The sequence below is a fragment of the Lichenicoccus sp. genome (assembly GCF_965276875.1).
Taxonomy (GTDB): domain Bacteria; phylum Pseudomonadota; class Alphaproteobacteria; order Acetobacterales; family Acetobacteraceae; genus Lichenicoccus.
On the sequence record NZ_OZ255701.1, the window covers coordinates 216,848 to 233,758 of the forward strand.

Genomic DNA, 16,911 nt, shown 5'->3' on the forward strand with positions numbered 1-16,911 from the left:
TTCTTCGCCTTGAAACCCAAGCCACAGCAAAATCAAAGGGCTGGGATCGTTACAGCAAGTTCAGGCCGCCTTGGCGCCTTCGATTGCCTTATCGTTCGCCTGGGGCGCCGGTGCCGTGCCAATGCTGATCCGACGCGGCTTGAGCGCTTCTGGCACGACGCGCCTGAGAGCTACGTGGAGCAACCCATGCACCAGTTCGGCGCTATCGACCACAATGTGGTCGGCGAGCGCAAAGCGACGCTCGAAGGCGCGCGCCGCGATCCCGCGATGCAGCACCTCACCCTGTGCTTCGGCATTGACACGCCCACTGATGACGAGCGTGTTCTCCTGCGCGGTCAGCTCGATATCGTCCGGCCCAAAGCCCGCTACGGCCATGGTCAGCACGTAGTTTGACTCGCCGGTCTTCTCGATGTTGTAAGGGGGATAGGACGTTGTACCAGCCGCCTGGGCAGCGGTGTCAACGAGGCGCACGAGCCGGTCAAAGCCGATTGTGCTGCGAAACAGTGGCGCGAAATCGTAAGTCATGGAAAAACCTCCTGAAAAGCAAGGTCTGTGGTAAAAGCCCGCCGTTGCGGCCGGACCCCTGGATGGTCGTCGTAATGGTCTCTGCAAAAGCCCCGATGCGGCTGCCTTCGCTACCCAGAAATGGAAAGCGCCGCTCCCTGAATCAAGGAGCGGCGCACAAAAAACAGGCTCTTTTAAAGCTACGATAGCAAGCTGGGTTAGTCGCCCTTGCGCATCCCGATGCCGGCAAACTTCTTGTTGAACTTGGCGACCTGGCCACCGGTATCGAGCATGCGCTGGACGCCGGTCCAAGCTGGATGGGACTTTGGATCGACGTCCAGGCGAAGCGTGTCGCCCGGCTTGCCCATGCAGGACCGGGTTGTGAACTGGGTGCCGTCGGTCATCACGACGTTGATTTCGTGATAGGCGGGATGGATGCCGGACTTCATGCTGCGTCGCTTTCTGCTTTGCGTGCCGCGACCGATACCGACCGGACGGGCGCTGCCGCCGCCTATAGACGCTCGACCACGCCCGGGCAACCTCTCTAGCGCGACGCCTTGACCGCGCTGTCGGTGAACTGGCGGACGGCCATGTCCGCCCGCCGCTTCTGCGCCGGGCTGAAACTGGCATAGAGCCGCTCAAAGGGCGCGATCAGACTTTTGACGTTGTCCGCGTTGGTCTGTTGCACCAGGCCGTAGGATCTCAGATCGTCGACCGCCGACATCTGATCATAGTGACGACCGCGCTCGGCATAAACGTGGTCGAGCGCTGCGACACTGTTCCACATCGCCGCCGCGAGAGGACGCCAGAGCGCCTCCTGGGCCGGCGTGATGTGCAGCTTAGCATGCAGGGTCGCGATATGCCGTGCAGTGGCGCTGGCCTCGCTACGGCTCATCGCCGTCCTGGCGTCATTCGAAGCCGCAAGCTCCGCCCCCGGAGGAGCCGCGAGTGCTGCCGTGACGACGCAAGCCGCAACAAGCAGGATTCCACTCCGGATCAGACCATGATGCCTCGCGGCCATCGGCGTCCCTCTCTGTTGCAGCACTCATACGTGCCGCCGCCTGTCATGCGCACGAAGCCCGCGACATACCGTCCACGCCCAATGTAGGCTTTTGCTCGGTCCGTCGAGTCCAGTGACGCACAGCGTAGCACAATTTATCACGACCCCGTGATAGAAGCTCAGAATGAGCCCGGAGGCCGCCTGAACATTCTCTCAGTGCAATCCTGGGTCAGCTTCGGCCATGTCGGCAATGCCGCGGCGCTGTTCGCGCTGCAACGTCTCGGCGCCGAGGTCCGGGCGGTGCATACCGTGCAATTCTCCAACCACACCGGATACGGCACCTGGACCGGAGAGACATTCACCAGCACCTCGGTGCGCGCGCTGCTGCACGGCATCGGCGAACGCGGCGCCCTCATCGACCTTGACGCCGTGCTCTCCGGCTATCTCGGCGATCCGGACGTCGGCCGCGCCATCCTCGATACGGTTGCCGAGACCCGTGCTCGCGGCCGGCCCGAACTCCTCTATTGCTGCGACCCGGTGATGGGTGACGCCGGTCGGGGCCTGTTCGTGCGGGCCGGCATTCCCGCCCTTCTGCACGACGACGCCGTGCCGGCGTCCGATATCCTGACCCCGAACCAGTTCGAGCTGGAACGGCTCACCGGCCTATCCTGCGAACGCCAGGCAGATCTTCTGGTCGCCGTGCGCCACCTGCAAGATCGGATGCGCAGCACCGGTCCGCGCCTGGTGCTGGTCACCAGCGTGCGCAACGACACCACACCCGCAGCCAGCAGTGAGATGATCGCGGCCTCCCCGGCAGAGACCTATCTGTTGCGCACCCCGACCCTCGCATTTGCTCCGGACGGCGCCGGAGACCTGATCGCGGCCCTGTTTCTGTTTCATGTTCTGACATCACGCGACCTGCGCGCAGCCCTCGAGGCAGCCGCCAGCGCCACCTGGGGCGTGCTCGAACACACGTTGCGCGCTGGCGCCCGCGAGCTCTGCCTGGTGGCGGCGCAACAGCAGTTGGTGACGCCCACCCGTCGCTTTGTGGCAGAACCCCTGCACATGACTTAACACGTTTTTAACCTGTTCTGGGCCCTACTGTTGGGACGCCCTACGATACCGCCCCAACGTCAAGAACATGGACCCGCCATGAGCAGCAGCACGTCGCCCACCGTCGCACAAATCATCGCGGGCCTCGGCCTGACCACGCTGACCGGTGAAATCGTTATCGAAGGCCCCAGCGCCCTGTCGACGACGGTCAATGTGGCAGTACCCATCGCGAACCTGCTGGTGCTCGACACCGGCGCCACCGGCGCCACAAAGGCAACCGCGACCTTGACGACGCAGATGAACCCGCTGGTGGTCGCCGCCGGCGTGCAAGGGTCGGAGACGACGTCCAACGGCGGCAAGACCGTCATTTTCTCCGGCACAGTCGATCAGATCGGGGCCGACCTCAAGCTGCTCTCCTATGTCAGCGCCGCCGCCGGCAATGACAGCATCAAACTCACCTTCACCGATAGCGGCGGCAACACCAAGGCTGCGAGCTTGGCGGTCAGCGTCTTGCCGTCGCCCAATGATCCCGGAACGCCGACCAGCGCACCCTATGTCCAGCCGACCGCGCACGGCCAGAACGCCACGCTCTCCGGCAACAACCAGATCTATGTCGCCGACGACAAGATCGATGCCGTGTTCGCCACCAGCACCGCGACTTCGGTCACCGGCGGCAGCACCGGCAGCGTTGTCACCTTCGTGCAGAATGGCGGCAGCTACGACTACAGCAACAAGGCGGGGGCCGCGACCGTGGTCGCCAACGACGCCCCCGGCACGATCAGCGGAGGTGCCGCAGGCAGCACCCTGGTCGCCTTCCTGCAGGACCAGCCGACCGTCTATATCGGCGGCATGGGCGACGACGAGCTGATCGGCGGCAAGGGCGCCATGACCGTCAATGGCGGCACCGGCGGCAACCTCACGGTGTTTGGCGGCGCCGGTCGCCTCGACTTCGTCGGAGGCCGTAACGAGCACGAAACCGTCGTCGGCGGCATTGGTGCGGAGACCATCCATGCCGCCGCCAGCGGCGGCGACTATTTCGGCGGTAGCGGCGGCAGCCAGATGTTTGCAACTGGGCCCGGCAGCTTTCTGATCGGCGATGTGAGCGGCGACGTGCTGACCGCGTCGGGCTATGGCGGCGACGGCCTGGTCGCTGGCGCCGGCAACGAGACGCTCAACGGCGCCGGCTCGCTCTACGAGAACGTGCTGTTCGGCGGCAGCGGCGCGGACACCGTGATGCTCGGCCATGGCGCCGACACCTTTGTCGGTGGCGCCGGCATCGCCAGCATCGCCATGGGGTCCGGCAGTGCCGCGGTGTTCGCCGGCACCGGCGCCATGCTGCTGCAGTTCGATACAAGCATGATGGCGGTAAGCGGTGGTGCAGTTAGCGGTGGGGCCTCCAACGGCGGCGCGGCCCGCGACTATGTCGGCGGTTTCAGGGTCGGCATCGACCACCTGCGTCTGTCAGGCGGCCTCGGCATCGCCAGTGCGACGTCCGCCGGTGGCTCGACCGCGTTGATGCTCACCAATGGGACGCATATCGAGCTCGCCGGAGTCGCGACGGTCCCGCAAGCAGGCCTGTTCGGGTAAACCCCCGCATGACCGCCCGGCCATTTTGACACGCGACCGAACGGGGTGATGGTATCGCCACACGCATTCATCCCGAGAGGTTGTCATGGCTCTGACTACGCGTTCCATCCCGCTCCACACCCCCGGCTGGATCGGCGAGTTCCGCGCCTTCATCATGCGCGGAAATGTCGTCGATCTGGCGGTCGGTATCATTATCGGGGCCGCCTTCACCGGCATCGTCAACAGCCTGGTCAAGGATGTCTTTACCCCGATCATCGGGCTGCTCGTCGGCGGCATCGATTTCGCCAACATCTTCATCACGCTCAAGGGTCCGCACCTCGCCACCCTGACTGAGGCGCAGCATGCGGGGGCGGCGACCATCAATGTCGGCCTGTTCCTCAATGCGGTGATCCAGTTCCTGATCGTCGGCCTGGTGATCTTCTGGGTGGTCAAGCTGCTTACCCGGCTGCATGTGCGCCAGGATGCGGTGGCGGTGCCAACCGCGAGCGAGACGCTGCTCGCCGAAATCCGCGATCTGCTGGCGGCGCGTCCGCCGGCCGCATGAACGCGCCCGGGTGGCGATGCACCGGGCTCGCCGCTGCCTTGATCGGCTTGTCAGGCTGTCAGTCCATGCAAGGCGACGCCGGCATCGCCCGTGGCACGCGCCGGGTCGTCATGACCTACCTGATCGCGCACGGCATGGCGGAGAGCGCCGTCATGTCCGGCCACCTGAACCGCGCCGGGCTGGTTCAACTGATCCGCTCAGACCATGCGGCATTGGTCGCGATCCAGGCCCAGGCCAGCAACCCAAGCGGCACCGCACTCACCCACGCCGACGGCGCCGTGCGTGCCCTGATCGACAACGCGACCCGGCTCGACACCAAGACGCCGCCAGCGGGACAGCGAAAAGCTGCCCTGGACGGCGCCGCCGCTACCGCTTGACCGTCGCCTGGGTGTCGCGTCGCAGACGCTTCTCGCCGAGCAGCAGCAGCAGCGGGGCGGCGATGAAGATCGAGGACGAGGTGCCGACGACGATTCCGAACAGCATCACCCAGGCGAAGCCCGACAACGTGCTGCCGGCAAAGATCGCCAGCGGCAACGCCGCCAGGAACACCGTCGATGAGGTGCCGAGCGTGCGGTTCAGGGTTTCGTTGATCGACAGATCGATCAGCGAGCGCAGATCCATCGAACGATACTTGCGCAAATTCTCGCGCACCCGGTCATAGACCACCACCTTGTCGTTGGTGGAATAGCCCAGAATGGTCAGCAGGGCGGCGACCATTACCAGGTCAAACTGGAAGCGGCTTATGGCGAGGAATCCGATCGTCTTGGTCAGGTCCAGGATCAGCGTAACCACGGCGCTGACCGCGAACTCCCACTCAAACCGTATCCAGATATAGGCCAGGATCATCGCCAGGCTGAGACCCAGTGCGAGCAGGCCGTTGCGGAACAGCTCGGCCGAGACCGAGGCGCCGACGGCGTCCGCGCGCAGCATCTTGGCCCCAGGCTGCGCCGCCCGGATCGCCACCCGGGTGCGGTCGACCAGCGACTGCGTCGCCGCCTCGCTGGCCGCACCGTGCCCGGTAGGGGCGTCGAGACGGATCAGCACGTCGTTGTTGGCGCCGAATCGCTGCAGGCCGGCACTCGGGACATGCTGGGCCGCCAGCGCCGCTTTCAGGGCGGCGAAATCGGCGGCCCCCGGAGTACGCGCCTCGACGACGATGCCGCCCTTGAAATCGATGCCGAGCGAAAGCCCCGGATAGAAGAACAGTCCGATCGAGGCGATCGACAGGAAGGCGGAGGTGGCGAGGCCGATGAAGCGGCCGCGCATGAAGCGGATCTTCGTGCCGTCGCGCACGAAGCGGAAGGCGGGACGCATGAACACGGTTTGCATCAGACCGGCAATAGCGAGGGGCGGCGGACCGCATACCAGCGCACCATCAGCATGCGCGAGAGCAGCAAGGTGGTGAACAATGTGGTCAGGATGCCGACGGTGATGGTCAGCGCAAAGCCGCGCACCGGTCCGGTGCCGAACACGAACAGCATCACATGGGCGAGCAGGGCGGTGGCGTTGCTGTCGAGGATGGTGCCGGTGGCGCGTTCGAAGCCGGCCTGCATCGCCGCCAGCGGTTTGCGACCACGACGGACCTCCTCACGTATGCGCTCGTTGATCAGGATGTTGGCGTCGACCGCCATGCCCAGGGTGAGCAGCATCCCAGCCATGCCCGGCAAGGTCAGCGTCGCCTGGAACAACGACAGCACCGCCAGCAGCAGGATCAGGTTGGCGACCAAGGCGAGGTTCGCGAACCAGCCGAACAGGCCATAGAACAGCCCCATGAAGCCGATCACCAGCAGGAAGCCGACGGCGAGGCTGATCGCACCGGCGCGGATCGAGGCGGCGCCCAGGGATGGTCCGATCGAGCGCTCCTCGATCACCGCGAGCGGGGCGGGCAGGGCACCGGCGCGGAGCAGCAAGGCGAGGTCGGTGGCACTTTGGGCGGTAAAGTCGCTGCCTGTGATGACACCCTGGCCGCCGGCGATCACGCTCTGGATCACCGGCGCGCTGAGCACCTTGTTGTCGAGCACGATCGCCAGGCGGCGACCGATATTGTTGCGGGTGACGTCGCCGAACTTGCGCGCACCGGCGGAATTGAAGGTGAAATTGACGTCCCAGCCGCCGCTCTGGTTGTCCTGTCCGGCGGCGGCATTGGTGAGATCGGCACCGTCGACATCGACATGGCGGAACACCGCAAGCGTCTGCTTGGGGTTGTCCTGCATCGGCAGCAGCTCAGCGCCGGGAGGCGCCGGCGCACCCGGAGTCGCGTTCTCGTCGACCAGATGGAAGGTCATCTTGGCCGTGGTGCCGAGCAGTTTCTTGACCCGGTTCGGGTCGGTGATGCCAGGGAGTTGCACGACGATTCGGTCGTCGCCCTGACGGCTGATCTCCGGGTCGACAACGCCGGTCGCATCGATCCGCCGCCGCACGATCTCGATCGACTGCACCACCGCGTCATGCGCACGGCGCTGCATCGCCGCCTGCGACAGGGTCAGGGCGACGCTGCCGTCCGGCTGGCTTGCGACGCTGAACTCGCCCGGGCTGGCCTTCGGCAGGGCGCGCAGTGCGGCCACGTCGCGCGCCCGCTCCGAGGGATCGCGCGGCGTGAAGCGGACGCTGCGCGCGGCGGGATCTGCGGCGAGGTCACGATAGCCCAGCCCGGCCTTGATCAGGTCCTGCCGTACTTCGTCGGTAAGTGCCGCCAGCCGCTCGCGGGTGATCGCCGGCACGTCGACCTGCATCAGCAGATAGGAGCCACCGCGCAGATCGAGGCCGAGATGGATCTGCCGCCAGGGCAGCACACGTGACGGGGGGCCAAGGAAATTCGGCAGGCAGAGCAGCAGGCCAAGCGCGCACACGCCCAGGACCGAGGCCATCCTCGCGCGGCTGTAATACATCATCGCGCGGGTTATGCCGATGTGCTTCTCGCGATGCAACTTCTCCTGCTAGCCTTGTCCGCATGGCAATCGGCTGGCTCGGCGGCAAGCGAACTGACGACTCAGCGCGACTGCGGATCGGGATCGCCGGCGCCGGACATTTCGGCCGCTTCCATGCACTCAAGGTTGCGGGCGCCGCGCGGGCGGTGCTGGCCGGCATCCACGATCCCGACCAGCAGCGTGCCGAGCGGGTGGCGGCGGAGGCGCGTGGCAACGCACTGCCCACCCTGGACGCACTGCTCGAGGCCTGCGACGCGGTGATCATCGCCGCCCCAGCGGACGCGCATTTCGCCCTCGCCGAGGCGGCGCTACAGGCTGGCCGGCACGTGCTGGTGGAAAAGCCGATCGCCGCAGGCGTGGCGCAGGCCCGCGCACTCGCCTCGCTCGCCGCCTCGACCGGGCGCGTGCTGCAGGTCGGGCATCTGCTGCGCTTCTCAGCCGAGCACGCCGCGATCACCGCGCGGATTACTCGGCCGCTCTATATCGAGGCGACCCGGCTGGCACCCTTCAAGCCACGCGGCACCGACGTCTCGGTGATCCTCGATTTGATGATCCACGACCTCGATCTGGTGCTGGCCATCGTCGACAGCCCGATCGAGAGCGTCGACGCGCTCGGCGCCGCGGTCAGCAGCGCGCACGAGGACATCGCCAACGCGCGGGTGCGCTTCGCCAACGGCTGCGTCGCCACCATCACCGCAAGCCGGATCTCGCTCAAGACCGAGCGGCGGATGCGGCTGTTTTCCGAAGAAGGCTACCTGTCGGCGGATTTCGTGGCGCGTTCGCTCACCATGCTCGGCCGCGACCGCGGCATGAAGTTGCCGGGCACCGGCGGGTTCGGACGCGAGGTGGTCTCCTGGGACGAGCAGGACGCGTTGGCCGCCGAGCACGACGCCTTCATCGCCGCATGCCTCGACGGCGCGCCGGTGATCGTTGACGCCGCCGCCGGTATACGCGCGCTCGAGGCCGCAATCGCGGTCACCGAAGGCATGGCGGACTCCCGGCGCCGGATGGAGCGCTCCGGTCTGATCCGGTGATCCTGCGGACGCCGGGAGCCGTGGCAGACATCCTTGCGGGCACGCCCCGGTATAGGGTAGCCCCCTACCGATGGCGCACACGGTTCGTGAAAAGCAGAAGCTGCTGGCCCGCATACGCCGCATCCGAGGGCAAGTGGAAGCCGTCGAGCGCGCTTTGGAGAACGAAGCCGGCTGCGAGGTCGTTATGCATGTGCTGGCCAGCACGCGGGCGGCGATGGCCGGGCTGATGGCCGAAGTGGTCGAGGACCATGTCCGTAGCCATCTCGTCGATCCGAACACGCACCCCGACGCGCTCAACGCCGAGGCGGTCGAACAGTTGATCGATGTCGTCCGCACCTACCTGAAGTGAGAGGCTGCCATGGACGCCCCTATGGGACCCGCGAGTTCCCCCCCGACACCACACGGCCATGTCTTCCTTGGCCAGGGCCATGCGCAGGCAGAGCAGCGGACCCGATCGGTCATCGCGCTCTGCGGCGCGATGATGATCATCGAAATCATCGGTGGCCTGGCGTTCGGCTCGATCGCCCTGGTGGCCGACGGGCTCCACATGAGCACGCACGCCGGCGCGCTGCTGCTGGCAGCCTTGGCCTATCGCTACGCCCGCCGCTACGCCGAAGACCCCCGCTTCAGCTTCGGCACCGGCAAGCTGGGTGACCTCGCCGGCTTCACCAGCGCCATCATGCTGGCGATGATCGCGGTTCTGATCGGCTACGAGGCGGTAGGCCGGCTGTTCGCGCCGGTGCCGATCCGCTTCGCCGAGGCGATTCCGATCGCGACCCTTGGCCTGGCCGTCAACGTGGCCAGTGCGTGGCTGCTGAGCGGGGGCGGTCACCATCACGACCACGGCCACGGGCATCACGAAAACGGGCATGACGAGCACGCGGAGGAATACCGTCTATCGACGCGGCTCGGCGTCGTCGTGGTCGGCATCTTTGAGGAGAACCAGCCGCCGGTGTTTCGTATCCGCGCCGAGAGCGGCGTCTCGCTGGCGGCGTCAGCGGTCAGCGTGGAGACCGTCAGGCCGGGAGGCGGGCGGCAGCGGTTTGCCATGATCGAGCGCAACGGCTTCCTGCAAAGCGCCGACGCGATCCCTGAGCCTCACGCCTTTGCCGCGCAGGTCACGGTCAATGGTGAAGCACATCGGCTTGCTTTCGAGGAGCATGATCACGAGGACGGCCATGGCAGCAGCATTGCGCATCGGGACAACAATATGCGGGCAGCCATCATCCACGTCGTCGCGGACGCGGCCGTGTCGGTCATGGTCATCATCGGACTGCTGCTGGCCCGCGCCTTTGGCTGGCTGTGGATGGATCCGCTCGCCGGGATCGTCGGCGCCTGCGTCATCGCGAGCTGGTCATTCGGCCTGATCCGCGACACCGGCGCCATCCTGCTCGACATGGTGCCTGACCGGAGCGTGGCCGAAGCTGTGCGCCGGTCGATCGAGGCGGAGGGCGACACGCTCGCCGACCTTCACATGTGGCGCCTCGGGCCTGGGCACCTGGGAGCGATCGTCGCGATTGTCTCACCTTATCCGCGAGAACCCGATTTCTATCGCCAGCGACTGGCCGCGCGCTTTCGCTCGCTATCCCATGTCACCATCGAGGTGCAGAAAGCCCCTGCGTAAGTGGCGGCTGCCGTCATTTCTGTGGATAGCTGAAGGTGAACGCCTGGCTGAACGGCATCCACCAGGCCGGGACGCCGGTTCGCTTGTCGACGTGGCGCAGAAATCCGTCCCAGTCGGGTGGGGCGAAGTCGTAGGTCACCGTGTAGGTGCCGGGACCGTTCATCCTGACATTGTCGGCGTAGTGCGGGCCGTCCTTCGCCTCCATCGGATGCAGCGTGCCGCGTGCCGTCCAGTGCGCGGCAGGCTCCTCAATCACGTAGTGGATTGTGAGGTATCCGATCCAGGCGCCATCGGGATAGCCGTAGGCGTTATCGGCCGTCGCATGCACGTCCGCCTCCAGATGGATCACGTCGGACCCCATCGGCATGCCCGGCAGCCGCGGCGCCATCTCGACCCCGACGAGGTAGTTGGCGACAACCTCCATGTCATGGCGCTGCACCGGGCCGCCGACGAAATATTCGCGCGCGGCCGCGACATGGGTCCCGAGCAGACTGAGTGCCGCGACGGCCAGAACGGCTTTGTTGATCATGGTCAAGGCTTTCGACGATTGCGAGGTCAGACAATGCGGCGGTCGCCGCCGGACGCGGCCGGGTGAGGCGTGCCGCGAATCAGGCGAGCACCCACCACCAGCGCGCCGAGAACGGCGAGCCATGCGGCGAGCTGCACACCCATCGGTCGGTCCGCATAGCCGACCAGCGCATGCAGCGCGCGACCCGGGATGCTGTCCTGGGGCAGCAGCCAGGACGTGTCCCAGAGCTGGTAGCCCCAGGCGGGAATGAGATCGACACCGGCAAGGATCGCGGCCGCCTGCCCTGCCATCCCGGCCGCGAGCAGCGCGATCAGCCATCCCGTGACGGCAAACAGCCGCGCCACCCTGATCGCCAGGAGCCCACGATAGAGCAGCCACGACACCAGGGCGCCCAGGCCGACACCGGCCGCCCCGCCCAGCATCAGGGCGGCCCAGCCTTCATGGCCGGAGACGGCAATGCCATACAGGAACAGCACGACCTCCGCCCCCTCCCGCAGCACCGCAACCCCGACCACGACGGCCATCGCCGACATCGAGCGTCGGCCAAGCGCCACGTCACGACCCATCGCCCGCATCTCGTGCGCCATCCGCCGGCCGTGCGATGCCATCCAGAGCTGATGCCAGCTCAGCATCGCGACGGCGATGATCAGGATCGTGGCGTTGAACAGCTCCTGCCCGGAGCCGGCGAAGGCAGTCTCCAGGGTCCCCGCGAACACCGCCAGCAGCGCCGCGCCGAGGAGGCCGACACCGATGCCGCCCGCGATCCAGACGTAGCACCCAACGACGCCCTGGGTGGCCGCCAGCACGACGCCGACAATCAGGCCCGCCTCAATGACTTCGCGAAAGACGATGACCAGACTTGCGAGCATTCGTTACTGTCCGGTTTGCGATTGGCTGGCGATGACGGTGCCCCGGGCCTGGTCCGGATGGTAGTCGTCGAAAAAGCGGTAGGTCCCCGGTCGCAACGGTCCCGCCCTGACCAGGATCCTGCCGCCGGGCACCACGATCTTTTCGACTCGCAGATCGCTGCTCTCGAATTCGGCGGGCGTTGCATCCTGGTTGGTGATGTCGAACAGCAGCCGCTTGTTCGCCGGCACGTGGACCGTGTCCGGAGTGAAGCCGTGGTTCTTCAGGACAATGCGCACCGGAGCGGCCGCCCGCGCCGGTGCCGCGAGCCAGAGCGTCACGATGAGCAACGCCGGCATGGCGGGGAAGAGGCGCGCGGCACTGCCCATGGAATGGACCCCGTTCGGTTTCCGGACTTGATAATAAGAGTTATTCGCAATAGCAAGGCGCTTTCTATCGAGGGCTCACGATCATGGCCGACCCCAGCATCTTCGACCCGCTTCGCATCCCCGTCGCGGCGCTCGTGTGGCTCGATTGGCGGCCCTACCACTTCATGCTGCAGCCGTATCATTATCTGATCCGGATTGCCCACATCGTGTCGATGAGCGCCTTCTTCGGCGGCATCGGGCTGCTCGACTTCCGGCTCATGGGTTGGCGCGGGAGCGTGCCGCTACGGTCCTTCGCTGAGCACGTGCTGCCCTGGCTCTGGGCCACCTTCGCGGTCGCCGTGGTAACCGGCGCGGCCCTGTTCCTCTACGACCCCGTGCAAGTCGGAACGCACGCCTACTGGACGCCGAAACTGATCGCAATCGGGCTCGGCCTGGCCAACGCGCTGCGGTTTCACCGGACCGGCTACGTCATGGCGCTCGCCGCCGAACGCCAAATCCCCGCCGCCGCGCGAATCGCGGGCGGGGTTTCGCTGGCGTGCTGGACGATGGCTCTTGTCTTCGCCTGCCTTAACACCGAGGGCGCGCCGAAGGTGCTGCTGCGGTAGCTGGTCAGGGTCTCCGGATGTGCTCGATCGCAGCGGGGGCCTCAAGCGATATGGCGCGGCTCCCCGAGCGTCAGATGGACGATGTATCCGGAGCGGGTCTCGCCGGCAGCCCGGGCCGAAGCGTCGAGGCGTCTGAGGACCCGGCGCGGCACTGTGATATTTACGCGTTCAATCGTGTCATCAAGCAAGGCCGGGTCCACGGCAATAACGCCGAATATCCATCCAGCATAATCGGGATTGTGCCGAACAACTTCCAGGCTCGACGGCGCGGGAATGGGTTCACCCGCATCCAGGGCAGCATCAATCCAGGCAGCCGCGGCTTCTTCAGCACCAGCAAGCGCTTCGTCCAACGTGTCCCCAGCCGAAAAGCAGCCGGGAAGATCGGGAAAGGCGACACCAAACGCGGTGGTCTCGGTGCCGGGTTCAATCGCGACGGGATAACGCGTGATCTGCCCTCCTATAGGCCGGCCTTCAGGATCGCAGCAACCAGCCCCTTGCCAAGATCCTTCCTGGGATGGGGTATGACGACGGAGCCGGGCCGATCCGGGTGCTTGAAGACGTGATGCGAGCCACGAACGCGATCCAGAACCCATACCGCGGCTTCCAGCTGCCGGATAAGATCATGGCTCTTTGTGTCAACGCTCCGAAACCATGCGATCGCAGCGGGCGGCGAGGATGAAGTCGTTTTCGTGCAGGCCGCCGATGCTGTGGGTCGAAAAGGAGAGACGCGCATAGCCCCAGCCGAAGGCGATGTCAGGGTGGTGGTCGGCGTCCTCGGCGATTGCGGCGACGCGGCTGACGAAGGCGAAGGCGCTCGCGAAATCGTCGAAGGCGTAGGCGCGCTCAATGCGCGTGTCATTATCGCGCAGCGACCAATCGGCGAGCTGCGATGATAAATCCTGGATCGCGGCCGCATCGAGTTTCGGGGTGTCCTTGCGGCAGGCGGTGCAGGCGCGGGCGGCGAGGTCGTTGCTCATGATGCCAAGCTCTCCTTGAGCAGTTCGAGGTCCAACCAACGTTCTTCGGCGGCACCGAGTGCGGCTTCGCGCTCGACAAGGGTGCGGCTCGCGGTCTCAAAGGCGGCACTGTCGCGGCGATAGAGGTCGGGATCGGAAAGGATGGCGCGCAGACGGGCAATCTCGCGCGTGTGGCCCTCGATCTCAGACGGCAGGCGTTCGAGCGCGTGACGATCGTTGAACGAGAGCTTGCGGCTCGCGGCAGCCGTGGGGCGGGGCTTGCGCGAGCTTTGCTTGACAAGCGCGTCGGCGCCACCGCCGAGACTGCCGCCTTGCGCCAGCATGTCGCTATAGCCGCCGGCATATTCGCGCCACAAGCCGCGGCCTTCGGCGGCCAGCACCGAGGTCGCGACCCGGTCGATGAAGTCGCGGTCGTGGCTGACCAGCAGAACCGTGCCGGCATAGGCGTCCAGCATTTCCTGCAGCAGCTCGAGCGTCTCCAGATCGAGATCGTTGGTGGGCTCGTCGAGCACCAGCAGGTTCGACGGTCTGAGCAGCGCGCGTGCCAGCATCAGCCGCGCCCGCTCGCCGCCCGACAACAGCCCGACCGGGGTGCGCGCCTGCTCGGGCCGGAACAGGAACTGCTTCATCGTGCCGATCACGTGCTGGCGTGCGTCGCCGACCTGCACGCTGTCGCCGCCGCCGCCGGTCAGGGTGTCGGACAGGGTGGTGTCGGGATCGAGCGAGCGCCGCTGCTGATCGAGTGTCACGACGGACAGCGCGGTGCCGACAACGATCCGGCCTTCGTCGGGCGTCTCCTGGCCGGTAAGCAGGCGCAGCAGGGTGGTCTTGCCGGCTCCATTGGCGCCGACGATGGCAAGCCGGTCGCCACGCAGCACGCGTACATCGAGACCGCGCACAATCGCATGGCCGCCGTAGAATTTGCCCGCGTGTTCCGCCACCGCAACCAGCTTGCCGGACAGATCGGCGGTCTTGGCCTCCAGCTTCAGGCCGCCGGGTGCGCGGATCGCCTCGCGCCGCTGCCTGCGCAGGTCAGCGAGTTCGCCGACGCGTCGCATGTTGCGCTTGCGCCGGGCAGTAACGCCGTAGCGCAGCCAGTGCTCCTCGCGCACGATCTGCCGGTCGAGCTTGTGCGCGTCCCGCTCCTCCTGCTCCAGCACCTCCTCGCGCCAAGCCTCGAAGCGGGCGAAACCCTGATCGAGCCTGCGGGTGGTGCCGCGATCCAGCCAGACCACGCTGCGCGACAGCGTCTCGAGCAGGCGTCGGTCATGGCTGATCATGACGATCGCCGAGGCGCGGGTGGCGAGTTCGCGCTCCAGCCAGGCGATCGTCGGCATATCGAGATGGTTGGTCGGCTCGTCGAGCAGCAGCAGATCGGGGGCGGGGGCCAGCGTGCGCGCGAGTGCGGCGCGGCGCGTCTCGCCGCCGGACAGATGGCGCGGATCCTCGGCGCCGCTCAGTCCGAGCGCGTCGAGCATCGCCATCGCCTGGTGGCCGGGGTCGGCTTCGGGGAGGTCGGCACGCGCATAGTCGAGCACGTTGGCAAAACCGCTGAGGTCGGGCTCCTGCGGCAGGGTGCCGATGGTGCAGCCAGGCTGCAGGAAGCGGGTGCCGGCGTCCGGTTGGAGCGTGCCCGCCGCGATCCTGAGCAGGGTCGATTTGCCGGAGCCGTTACGTCCGACGAGGCAGAGACGCTCGCCGGCGGCAACCGCGAAGCCGGCACCGCCGAGCAACGGCGTGCCGCCAAGCGTGAGGGCTACGTCGGCAAGCAGGAGCAGCGGCGGCGACGGCATGCGTGCGGGTCAGCTCGCCTTGGGGGTTGCCGTTTGCGAAACCAGCCGGATCTCCGCGCCGGGCCGGCGCACGTCACGCTCGCCGTCGGTGCGCTCGAGTGCTGCGACGAAGGCGCGGCCCCAATCGAGGGCGGAGCTGCCGCGGATTGCCTCCCAACAGGCGTGCCAACGGTCCTGACGCTCTGGCCGGCTCATTTTGAGCGCGGTGTCGAGCGCATCGGCGATCTCGTCCGGATCGACCGGGTTGACCAGGATGGCCGCACCCAACTGGCGCGCTGCCCCGGCAAACCGGGAGAGCACCAATACGCCAGGGTTCTCCGGGTTCTGGGCGGCGACATACTCCTTGGCGACAAGGTTCATGCCGTCGCGCAGCGGCGTCACCAGCCCGACCCGCGCCTCGCGCATATAGCCGGAGACCGCCTCGCGCGAACCAGCCCGCGCCAGCAGGCGCAACGGCACCCAGTCCGGCTCACCGAAGTTGCTGTTGATGGCACCGGCGGCATGCTCGAGGTCCGCGCGCAGGTCCTGGTACGCGTCGACATCCTGGCGGCTTTCGGCGGCGATCTGCAGGAAGGTCGTCTGCCGGTGCCATTGCGGGTGGCTCTCCAGCAGGCGGCGGAAACCCGAGAGCCGATGGCGCAGCCCCTTGGTCGGGTCCATACGGTCGACGCCAAGGATCAGGCTTTGTCCGTCCAGGCTGCGTCGCAGGCGTTCGGTTTCCGGAGAGGCGCAGGCCTGCTCGGCCATGGACGCGAACTCGGCAGGTTCGATTTCGACCGGAAAGACGCCAACCCGGATCTTGCGTCGGCCGAGCTGCAGGCCACCCCCGGGCAGCCGCGCCGCACCCGCGATACGTTGCGCGGAGGCGACGAAGTTCTCCGCGTCGTTGCTGGTCTGAAAACCGAGCAGGTCGGCCGCGAGCAGATCACGAATGAAAATGGAGTCCTCCGGAATGCTGCCCAGCATGTCCGGGGACGGAAACGGCGTATGCAGGAAGAAGCCGATCGGCCCGCGGATGTTGCGCAGCCGCAGCGAGGCGGCCAGCGCCAGGAGATGGTAGTCGTGAATCCAGATGGTGTCGGTCGGCCGCAGCAGCCCCAGCAGCATGTCGGCGAAGCGGTCATTGACGGCGCGATAGACATGCAGGCTGTGCCGGTCGAAATGCATCTGTTCCGGCAGCGAATGCAGCAGCGGCCACAGGGTCGCGTTGGAAAAATCGTTGTAATAGGAATTCAGTTCTTCAGGGGAGAGATCCATGGTGGCATATTCGACGCTGCCGTGTGATACGATTCTGGGAGTTTTCACCGCGGCCGCATCGTCGCTGGTATGGCCGCTCCAACCAAACCATAGGCCGCCCTGATGCTCCATAAGGGCATTCAATGCAACTGCGAGGCCACCCGCCTTGTCCTCGCCTTGTGGGATCGATACACGATTGGAGACCACGACCAGCCTGCCCATCCGACCCTCCGTGCCGCCATTCTCGCCGTAACGCAGCCTTC

The 16,911-nt window shown here is 66.5% G+C and carries 21 protein-coding genes; 8 read left to right on the forward strand and 13 right to left on the reverse strand.

All coding sequences use genetic code 11. The annotated features are described in order from the left end of the window. Positions 1-60: 60 nt before the first annotated feature. The 3 genes from ACQY4K_RS01115 to ACQY4K_RS01125 all read right to left on the reverse strand — a co-directional run bounded on the left by ACQY4K_RS01115 (position 61) and on the right by ACQY4K_RS01125 (position 1,399). Positions 61-525 (reverse strand): Hsp20 family protein, encoded by a 465-nt coding sequence (locus ACQY4K_RS01115; RefSeq protein ID WP_428392697.1) that lies wholly within the window; start codon positions 523-525, stop codon positions 61-63. Between the two features lie 197 nt (positions 526-722). Further along, on the reverse strand, positions 723-953 hold the full coding sequence (gene rpmE / locus ACQY4K_RS01120) for a 50S ribosomal protein L31 (RefSeq protein WP_428392699.1): 231 nt from the start codon (positions 951-953) through the stop codon (positions 723-725). Positions 954-1,048: 95 nt separating this feature from the next. Continuing rightward, complete coding sequence (locus ACQY4K_RS01125; protein WP_428392701.1) at positions 1,049-1,399, reverse strand: Spy/CpxP family protein refolding chaperone; 351 nt, start codon at positions 1,397-1,399, stop codon at positions 1,049-1,051. A 321-nt stretch (positions 1,400-1,720) separates the two neighbouring features. Here ACQY4K_RS01125 and pdxY point away from each other — a divergent pair, with 321 nt between their 5' ends. The 4 genes from pdxY (at position 1,721) to ACQY4K_RS01145 (ending at position 5,065) form a co-directional block, all read left to right on the forward strand. Further along, a complete protein-coding gene (gene pdxY / locus ACQY4K_RS01130) occupies positions 1,721-2,578 on the forward strand; it encodes a pyridoxal kinase PdxY (protein ID WP_428392703.1) in 858 nt (285 codons plus the stop codon). 78 nt (positions 2,579-2,656) lie between these two features. Next, a complete protein-coding gene (locus ACQY4K_RS01135; protein WP_428392704.1) occupies positions 2,657-4,144 on the forward strand; it encodes a hypothetical protein in 1,488 nt (495 codons plus the stop codon). An 85-nt stretch (positions 4,145-4,229) separates the two neighbouring features. Further along, a complete protein-coding gene (gene mscL / locus ACQY4K_RS01140; protein WP_428392706.1) occupies positions 4,230-4,688 on the forward strand; it encodes a large-conductance mechanosensitive channel protein MscL in 459 nt (152 codons plus the stop codon). Positions 4,689-4,753: 65 nt separating this feature from the next. Next, the gene (locus ACQY4K_RS01145) at positions 4,754-5,065 is read left to right on the forward strand and encodes a hypothetical protein (protein ID WP_428392708.1); all 312 of its coding nucleotides are present in this window, start codon (positions 4,754-4,756) and stop codon (positions 5,063-5,065) included. On the opposite strand, the gene secF is transcribed toward ACQY4K_RS01145, so the two are convergent. Next, the gene (secF, locus tag ACQY4K_RS01150; protein WP_428396265.1) at positions 5,055-6,008 is read right to left on the reverse strand and encodes a protein translocase subunit SecF; all 954 of its coding nucleotides are present in this window, start codon (positions 6,006-6,008) and stop codon (positions 5,055-5,057) included. The genes ACQY4K_RS01145 and secF overlap by 11 nt on opposite strands. A gap of 8 nt (positions 6,009-6,016) precedes the next feature. Then, positions 6,017-7,579 carry a protein translocase subunit SecD gene (secD, locus tag ACQY4K_RS01155; protein WP_428396267.1) on the reverse strand — a complete coding sequence of 521 codons (1,563 nt, stop codon included), beginning with the start codon at positions 7,577-7,579 and terminating at the stop codon, positions 6,017-6,019. A gap of 59 nt (positions 7,580-7,638) precedes the next feature. Here secD and ACQY4K_RS01160 point away from each other — a divergent pair, with 59 nt between their 5' ends. The 3 genes from ACQY4K_RS01160 to dmeF all read left to right on the forward strand — a co-directional run bounded on the left by ACQY4K_RS01160 (position 7,639) and on the right by dmeF (position 10,273). Continuing rightward, positions 7,639-8,649 carry a Gfo/Idh/MocA family protein gene (locus ACQY4K_RS01160; RefSeq protein ID WP_428392710.1) on the forward strand — a complete coding sequence of 337 codons (1,011 nt, stop codon included), beginning with the start codon at positions 7,639-7,641 and terminating at the stop codon, positions 8,647-8,649. A gap of 70 nt (positions 8,650-8,719) precedes the next feature. Further along, on the forward strand, positions 8,720-8,998 hold the full coding sequence (locus ACQY4K_RS01165) for a metal/formaldehyde-sensitive transcriptional repressor (RefSeq protein WP_428392711.1): 279 nt from the start codon (positions 8,720-8,722) through the stop codon (positions 8,996-8,998). A gap of 9 nt (positions 8,999-9,007) precedes the next feature. Beyond that, positions 9,008-10,273 (forward strand): CDF family Co(II)/Ni(II) efflux transporter DmeF, encoded by a 1,266-nt coding sequence (gene dmeF, locus ACQY4K_RS01170; RefSeq protein WP_428392713.1) that lies wholly within the window; start codon positions 9,008-9,010, stop codon positions 10,271-10,273. A gap of 13 nt (positions 10,274-10,286) precedes the next feature. Here dmeF and ACQY4K_RS01175 read toward each other — a convergent pair whose 3' ends face one another. From ACQY4K_RS01175 to ACQY4K_RS01185, 3 genes are read right to left on the reverse strand one after another with little or no spacing between them, the layout of a single operon-like run. After that, on the reverse strand, positions 10,287-10,802 hold the full coding sequence (locus tag ACQY4K_RS01175) for an iron transporter (RefSeq protein WP_428392715.1): 516 nt from the start codon (positions 10,800-10,802) through the stop codon (positions 10,287-10,289). Between the two features lie 26 nt (positions 10,803-10,828). Next, positions 10,829-11,671 (reverse strand): FTR1 family iron permease, encoded by an 843-nt coding sequence (locus ACQY4K_RS01180; RefSeq protein ID WP_428392717.1) that lies wholly within the window; start codon positions 11,669-11,671, stop codon positions 10,829-10,831. A gap of 3 nt (positions 11,672-11,674) precedes the next feature. Beyond that, positions 11,675-12,037 carry a cupredoxin domain-containing protein gene (locus ACQY4K_RS01185; RefSeq protein WP_428392719.1) on the reverse strand — a complete coding sequence of 121 codons (363 nt, stop codon included), beginning with the start codon at positions 12,035-12,037 and terminating at the stop codon, positions 11,675-11,677. An 83-nt stretch (positions 12,038-12,120) separates the two neighbouring features. Here ACQY4K_RS01185 and ACQY4K_RS01190 point away from each other — a divergent pair, with 83 nt between their 5' ends. Beyond that, entirely contained in the window at positions 12,121-12,642 is a 522-nt protein-coding gene (locus ACQY4K_RS01190) for a hypothetical protein (RefSeq protein ID WP_428392720.1), read from the forward strand. A 41-nt stretch (positions 12,643-12,683) separates the two neighbouring features. Here the strand turns inward: ACQY4K_RS01190 and ACQY4K_RS01195 are convergent, their stop codons facing one another. The 5 genes from ACQY4K_RS01195 to ACQY4K_RS01215 are packed head-to-tail and all read right to left on the reverse strand — an operon-like array spanning position 12,684 to position 16,870. Beyond that, a complete protein-coding gene (locus ACQY4K_RS01195; RefSeq protein WP_428396269.1) occupies positions 12,684-13,103 on the reverse strand; it encodes a type II toxin-antitoxin system HicB family antitoxin in 420 nt (139 codons plus the stop codon). Beyond that, positions 13,100-13,375 (reverse strand): type II toxin-antitoxin system HicA family toxin, encoded by a 276-nt coding sequence (locus ACQY4K_RS01200; protein WP_428392722.1) that lies wholly within the window; start codon positions 13,373-13,375, stop codon positions 13,100-13,102. The genes ACQY4K_RS01195 and ACQY4K_RS01200 overlap by 4 nt, the downstream gene beginning before the upstream one ends. Beyond that, complete coding sequence (locus ACQY4K_RS01205; RefSeq protein WP_428392723.1) at positions 13,278-13,619, reverse strand: 4a-hydroxytetrahydrobiopterin dehydratase; 342 nt, start codon at positions 13,617-13,619, stop codon at positions 13,278-13,280. The genes ACQY4K_RS01200 and ACQY4K_RS01205 overlap by 98 nt, the downstream gene beginning before the upstream one ends. Continuing rightward, a complete protein-coding gene (locus tag ACQY4K_RS01210; protein WP_428392725.1) occupies positions 13,616-15,412 on the reverse strand; it encodes an ABC-F family ATP-binding cassette domain-containing protein in 1,797 nt (598 codons plus the stop codon). Before ACQY4K_RS01210 ends, ACQY4K_RS01205 begins: the two co-directional genes overlap by 4 nt. Positions 15,413-15,421: 9 nt before the next feature. After that, entirely contained in the window at positions 15,422-16,870 is a 1,449-nt protein-coding gene (locus tag ACQY4K_RS01215) for an alpha,alpha-trehalose-phosphate synthase (UDP-forming) (RefSeq protein ID WP_428392726.1), read from the reverse strand. Between the last annotated feature and the right edge of the window lie 41 nt (positions 16,871-16,911).

Coding starts and splice junctions, on each gene's coding strand:
- ACQY4K_RS01160 (WP_428392710.1), top strand. CDS start 7,639: ATGGCAATCGGCTGGCTCGGCGGCAAGCGAACTGACGACTCAGCGCGA.
- ACQY4K_RS01200 (WP_428392722.1), bottom strand. CDS start 13,375: ATGCGCGTCTCTCCTTTTCGACCCACAGCATCGGCGGCCTGCACGAAA.
- rpmE (WP_428392699.1), bottom strand. CDS start 953: ATGAAGTCCGGCATCCATCCCGCCTATCACGAAATCAACGTCGTGATG.
- ACQY4K_RS01215 (WP_428392726.1), bottom strand. CDS start 16,870: ATGGGCAGGCTGGTCGTGGTCTCCAATCGTGTATCGATCCCACAAGGC.
- ACQY4K_RS01185 (WP_428392719.1), bottom strand. CDS start 12,037: ATGGGCAGTGCCGCGCGCCTCTTCCCCGCCATGCCGGCGTTGCTCATC.
- ACQY4K_RS01180 (WP_428392717.1), bottom strand. CDS start 11,671: ATGCTCGCAAGTCTGGTCATCGTCTTTCGCGAAGTCATTGAGGCGGGC.
- dmeF (WP_428392713.1), top strand. CDS start 9,008: ATGGACGCCCCTATGGGACCCGCGAGTTCCCCCCCGACACCACACGGC.
- ACQY4K_RS01145 (WP_428392708.1), top strand. CDS start 4,754: ATGCAAGGCGACGCCGGCATCGCCCGTGGCACGCGCCGGGTCGTCATG.
- ACQY4K_RS01175 (WP_428392715.1), bottom strand. CDS start 10,802: ATGATCAACAAAGCCGTTCTGGCCGTCGCGGCACTCAGTCTGCTCGGG.
- secD (WP_428396267.1), bottom strand. CDS start 7,579: ATGATGTATTACAGCCGCGCGAGGATGGCCTCGGTCCTGGGCGTGTGC.
- ACQY4K_RS01165 (WP_428392711.1), top strand. CDS start 8,720: ATGGCGCACACGGTTCGTGAAAAGCAGAAGCTGCTGGCCCGCATACGC.
- ACQY4K_RS01210 (WP_428392725.1), bottom strand. CDS start 15,412: ATGCCGTCGCCGCCGCTGCTCCTGCTTGCCGACGTAGCCCTCACGCTT.
- ACQY4K_RS01205 (WP_428392723.1), bottom strand. CDS start 13,619: ATGAGCAACGACCTCGCCGCCCGCGCCTGCACCGCCTGCCGCAAGGAC.
- ACQY4K_RS01125 (WP_428392701.1), bottom strand. CDS start 1,399: ATGAGCCGTAGCGAGGCCAGCGCCACTGCACGGCATATCGCGACCCTG.
- ACQY4K_RS01135 (WP_428392704.1), top strand. CDS start 2,657: ATGAGCAGCAGCACGTCGCCCACCGTCGCACAAATCATCGCGGGCCTC.
- ACQY4K_RS01190 (WP_428392720.1), top strand. CDS start 12,121: ATGGCCGACCCCAGCATCTTCGACCCGCTTCGCATCCCCGTCGCGGCG.
- mscL (WP_428392706.1), top strand. CDS start 4,230: ATGGCTCTGACTACGCGTTCCATCCCGCTCCACACCCCCGGCTGGATC.
- ACQY4K_RS01115 (WP_428392697.1), bottom strand. CDS start 525: ATGACTTACGATTTCGCGCCACTGTTTCGCAGCACAATCGGCTTTGAC.